Source organism: Streptomyces sp. NPDC002619 (genome assembly GCF_042889305.1).
Taxonomy (GTDB): Bacteria; Actinomycetota; Actinomycetes; order Streptomycetales; family Streptomycetaceae; genus Streptomyces.
In genome coordinates this window covers 1-4,257 of the sequence record NZ_JBIAQV010000123.1, presented here as the reverse complement: position 1 = coordinate 4,257, position 4,257 = coordinate 1, and the positions used below count along the sequence as shown (strand labels likewise).

The window sequence follows — 4,257 nt, the reverse complement described above, 5'->3', positions numbered from 1 at the left end:
GTGCGCAGTTCGTGCGAGGCGTCCGCGACGAGCCGCCGCTGCGCGCCCACCGACTCCTCCAGCGCCGCCATCATCGCTGCGAACGACCGGGTGAGGCGGGCTATTTCGTCCCGTCCGTCGGCGTGCAGACGGGCCGTCAGATCCTGTGTCGTCGTGACGTGTTCGACGGTCTCGGTCAGCCGCCGCACCGGCCGCAGCACCCGCCCGGCCGCCAACCGCCCCGCCACCGCGGCCAGTAGGCAGCCGCCCGCGGTGATCCCGACCAGCAGCACCGCAAGCTGCCGCAGAGTGCTGTGTACGACCGCAGTTGGTACATACGTGCGCACCAGGCCACCGCGGCTGTCCACCAACTGCGTGGTGTAGATGCGGTAGTGCGTGTCACCCCAGTCGGCGTCGTGGAAGTACGCGGGGTGGGCGCCCTCGGCGACCTGGACGTCCACGTCGCTAACGTCGACGAACCCGTCCGTCGGGCCCTCGGCGACCGGCGGCTGGACGAACTGCAGCGTCGTGGAGCCGACAGAGACCGGCTTCGTCGGGATGACGACCTCGTCCGGTCCCTCGCCGTTCTGCTCCGCCAGCGCGCTCTTCTGCTTGAACCCCTTTACCACCTCCGGCGCTTGGTTCGCGGCCGACACCAACTCGGCGTCGCGGCGCTCGTTCAGATTGACGCTCAGCGCCGGATACAGCACCACCGAGGCCAGCACCAGCGCAGCGAGCACCGCCGCGGCGCCCGCGGACGCCAGCCTGTTGCGCAGGTTCACGGCTCCTCCCGCAGTACGTACCCGAGCCCGCGCACGGTCTGGACGAGCCGCGGCTCGCCGCCCGCCTCCAGCTTGGCCCGCAGGTAACTCACGTACACCCACAGGGCGTTGGACGACGGCCCGAAGTCGTAGCCCCAGACCGAGTCGAAGATCAGCGTACGGCTCAGCACCCGGCGCGGATTGCGCAGGAAGAGCTCAAGCAGCGCGTACTCCGTTCTGGTCAGGTCCAGGACGCGGCCGCCGCGGGACGCCCGGCAGGCGGAGGTGTCCAGTTCCAGGTCGGCGAAGCGCAGCACCTCCTGGTCGGCGCCGCTGCGCCGCAGCAGGGCGCGGATCCTGGCACGTAACTCCTCCAGAGCGAAGGGCTTTGCCAGGTAGTCGTCCGCGCCCGCGTCGAGGCCCGCGACCCGGTCGGCGACCAGGTCGCGGGCGGTGAGCATCAGGATGGGGGTGCGGTCCCCCCGGGCCCGCACCCGGCGGCACACCTCAAGGCCGTTCGGTTCCGGCATGAGGATGTCCAGCACCACCGCGTCCTGCCGCCCGGCGGCCAGCGACTCCAGCGCGGCGGTACCGTCCGCCGCAACCGTGACCTCGTACCCGTCCCGGGTCAGGGCGTGCGCCAGCGAACGGCGCACCGCGTCATCGTCGTCAACCACCAGCACTCGCATGGCGCAAGGGTGCCTTACCGCTTGTCAGCGCGACGTCAGTTCGACTCGAGCGCGGGCGCCACGGCCGGCTTGCCGTCCCCGGGCTTCCCGGGCGCGGGCGTGCCCGGCGCGGGCTTCCCGTCACCCGGCTTGCCCGGCGCGGGCTCACCCGGCTTCCCGTCGCCCGGCTTCCCCGGTCCGGGCTCACCCGGCTTGCCGGGAACCGGCTTGCACTCGCCGGGCTTGCCCTTGTCGTGCTTGCCGGACCTGCCGTCCTTCCCCGACTTCCCGTCCTTCCCGGGAGCCGGCTTGTCCTTGCCGTCCTTGCCCGGCGCCGGCTTGTCCTCGCCCGGCTTCCCCGGGGCCGGCTTGGCCGTCTCCTTCTTGAGCTGGATGATCGCGTCTGTGAGCTGCTGCGGGCTCACCCCGAGCTTGGCGGCGATCGCCGCGTACGCCGGGGTGGTCTCGTCGATGTGCCCCTTCGGGCCGGTGGCGAGCTTCTGTAGAGCGTCCATCGCGGCCTGGGCCTTCGCCGTCGACACGCCGAGGATCTTGGCGAGGTCGGCGGCGCTGAAGGCGGGGGCGCCGCCCTTGTCCCCCTTGCTGCCCGGGTCACCCGGCTTCGTACCGCCCGGCGCCTCCTTGAAGAGCTTCTGCAGCAGCGCCCGCGCCTTGGCCACGGGCATGCCCGTCTCCTTGGCGAAGGTCGCCACGATCTGGTCGGTGAGCTTGCCGCCGTTCGCGCCGAGCGCGATCTTGACGTTCCTGAGGGCGTTCTCCAGCTTGCTGTCCGGCTTGTCCGGCGAGCACTGGACGACGGTCTTGCCGTGGCCCGTGCTGCCGGCCCCCTTGCCGTCGGACGTGCCGGCCGCTACGGCCGAGCCCGCTCCCACGGCGAGAACGAGAGCTGTCGCGGCGGCCAGCGCTGCGGATGTGTGGCGCATCGTGCGCCTCCCTTCTGGTAGCTGCTGCCAGCACACCAGCCGCCGCTTCAGGCCACCCGAGCCGGACCTTAGGACTTCCCTAGAACAGGAAGAGGCCCCCGTACGCCCCAGTGCCAACACGCACGGCCGGGGGCAGGGCTTCGGCGTAGTCGCGTGACGCCCGGGTCTCCTTCGCCAAGGTCGCCGAGTACCAGAAGCGCGGCGCTGTCCACTTCCACGCCGTCATCCGCATCGACGGTCCCGAGGGCGGCGACACCCCACCTCCGGCCTGGGCAACCGCCGAGCTGCTCACCGACGCCATCAACACAGCCGCTGCCCACGTCCGTGTGGACGGCCCGGTCATCGACGGACGCGCGCACACCTTCACCTTCGGCCGGCAGCTCGACGTACGCCCCATCCGATCCGCCGACTTCGACGGTGGCCAGGAGCTGACCGAGCGGGCCGTCGCCTCCTACATCGCCACGTACGCCACCAAGGGAGCCGAGACCGCCACGGGAGCTCTCGACCGCCCGCTGAAGTTCCTCGCGGAACTGGCCCAACTCGACATCAGCGAGCACGCCCGCCGGCTGATCCGCACCGCCTGGACTCTCGGCGCCCGCAAGGAGTTGGAAGACCTCCGACTCCGGGCCTGGGCTCACATGCTCGGCTTCCGCGGCCACTTCTCCACCAAGTCCCGCCGCTACAGCGCGGCAAGGTGCTCCGCGTCCGCGGCCGCCTGCTTGGCCTCGTCCTCGGCGGCCCGTAGCCGTGCGGCCTCCGCGTCGGAGACGATCCGCTTGGCCTTGCCCGTGATGATGTCCTCTGTCTCTAAGGAACAGGCGCACGGCCGCTGCGCGGAGGGCCGCGCGGGTCTCGGCCCTCTTGCGTTCCCGGAGCCCCGGAGCTGCTGCCTGCATGGAGACCCGGTCCTTTCCGCGTATCCGCTGGCATCATACTGCACTGATGAAAGTTTGCATTACTGCAAACTGTCTCGTAGTGTGGTGGCGCGACAGAGGCATATGGACATATTTCAGGTAGTTCCGTCCACAAACAGGCTTCTGCGAACCGTCTCCGCCTAAGGACAAAAAACATGGGTGTGCAGGTCAGGGGGGTCATCGCAGCCCGCGGCACCGCCGTTCGGTCGCTCAGGCAGGTAATCGCCCAGAAGCGGCTCTCCCGGCGGATGCGGGAAGAGGGTCAGCCGTTTGAGCCGGCGCTCCTGTTTCCGCTGCTGGTGATCGTGCTGGACTCGGTGGCGGCCTTCGTCACGTCCCACCTGCAGTTCTACCGGTTGATCGGGGCGGCCCCGGCGCTGGCCGCGGCGATATTCCCCGTGGCCGGCACGGCCGGGGGTCTGAGCATGGCGGCCTCGTCCGTGTTGGGCCGCATCGGCCGCGAGGGACCTCAGCGGGTGACCGAGCTGGCACGCGCAGAGGGCGTCTCCCAGCCCGGAATGACACAGCTGGTCACGCGTATGGAACACGACGGGCTGGTGCGCCGCATCGCGAGCACCGACGACCGGCGAGGCGTGCTGGTCGAAGCGACCGACGCCGGAGTCGACCTGGTCAGACAGCGGCGTGCCGAGCGTACAGGGGCTCTGCGCGAGCTGATGGACCGGCTTGATCCGCAGGAGCAGTCCGCGGTGCTCATCGCCTTCCCCGCGCTCGCCCGATTGATCCAGGCCGAGGAGTCCAAGTGACCGACGGCATCGATGAGAGACAACCTTCCCAGGGTGGCCAGTATCGGTTCGGCCTGCCGCAAAGCTGAGACAGGGCGTACCGCGGAACCGCGGTACGCCCTCGGCCGCTTCCCGTGCGCCATCCGCCATCCGCCGTCCGCCGTCCGCCGTCCGCCGTCCGCCGTCCGTCGAGAGGAGGTCGTCGTGCTGATCGCCGTGTCCCTGGTCTGCGCCGTGCTTGCGGCCGC

Annotated in this window: 5 protein-coding genes and 1 pseudogene; 3 read left to right on the top strand and 3 right to left on the bottom strand. The window is 70.4% G+C overall.

What is annotated here, in order from left to right; translation table 11 throughout:
- From ACFYXB_RS45590 to ACFYXB_RS45580, 3 genes are all read right to left on the bottom strand, one after another.
- Positions 1–761, bottom strand: a 761-nt coding sequence (locus ACFYXB_RS45590) for a HAMP domain-containing protein (RefSeq protein WP_389591383.1), incomplete at its 3' end; no start/stop codon positions are given.
- Positions 758–1,429, bottom strand: coding sequence for a response regulator transcription factor (locus ACFYXB_RS45585; RefSeq protein WP_389591381.1), 672 nt, complete (start codon positions 1,427–1,429; stop codon positions 758–760). The genes ACFYXB_RS45585 and ACFYXB_RS45590, both read right to left, overlap by 4 nt.
- A 35-nt stretch (positions 1,430–1,464) precedes the next feature.
- Positions 1,465–2,352, bottom strand: a complete 888-nt coding sequence (locus tag ACFYXB_RS45580) for a hypothetical protein (protein WP_389591380.1) — start codon at positions 2,350–2,352, stop codon at positions 1,465–1,467.
- A 158-nt stretch (positions 2,353–2,510) separates the two neighbouring features.
- On the opposite strand from ACFYXB_RS45580, the pseudogene ACFYXB_RS45575 reads away from it, so the two are divergent.
- The 3 genes and pseudogenes from ACFYXB_RS45575 to ACFYXB_RS45565 form a co-directional block, all read left to right on the top strand.
- A pseudogene (locus ACFYXB_RS45575) lies at positions 2,511–3,038 on the top strand (replication initiator); the annotation flags it as partial.
- Positions 3,039–3,622: 584 nt separating this feature from the next.
- The gene (locus tag ACFYXB_RS45570) at positions 3,623–4,030 is read left to right on the top strand and encodes a MarR family transcriptional regulator (protein WP_389591385.1); all 408 of its coding nucleotides are present in this window, start codon (positions 3,623–3,625) and stop codon (positions 4,028–4,030) included.
- 33 nt (positions 4,031–4,063) lie between these two features.
- The coding region (locus tag ACFYXB_RS45565) for a hypothetical protein (RefSeq protein WP_389591378.1) at positions 4,064–4,257 on the top strand (194 nt) is incomplete at its 3' end.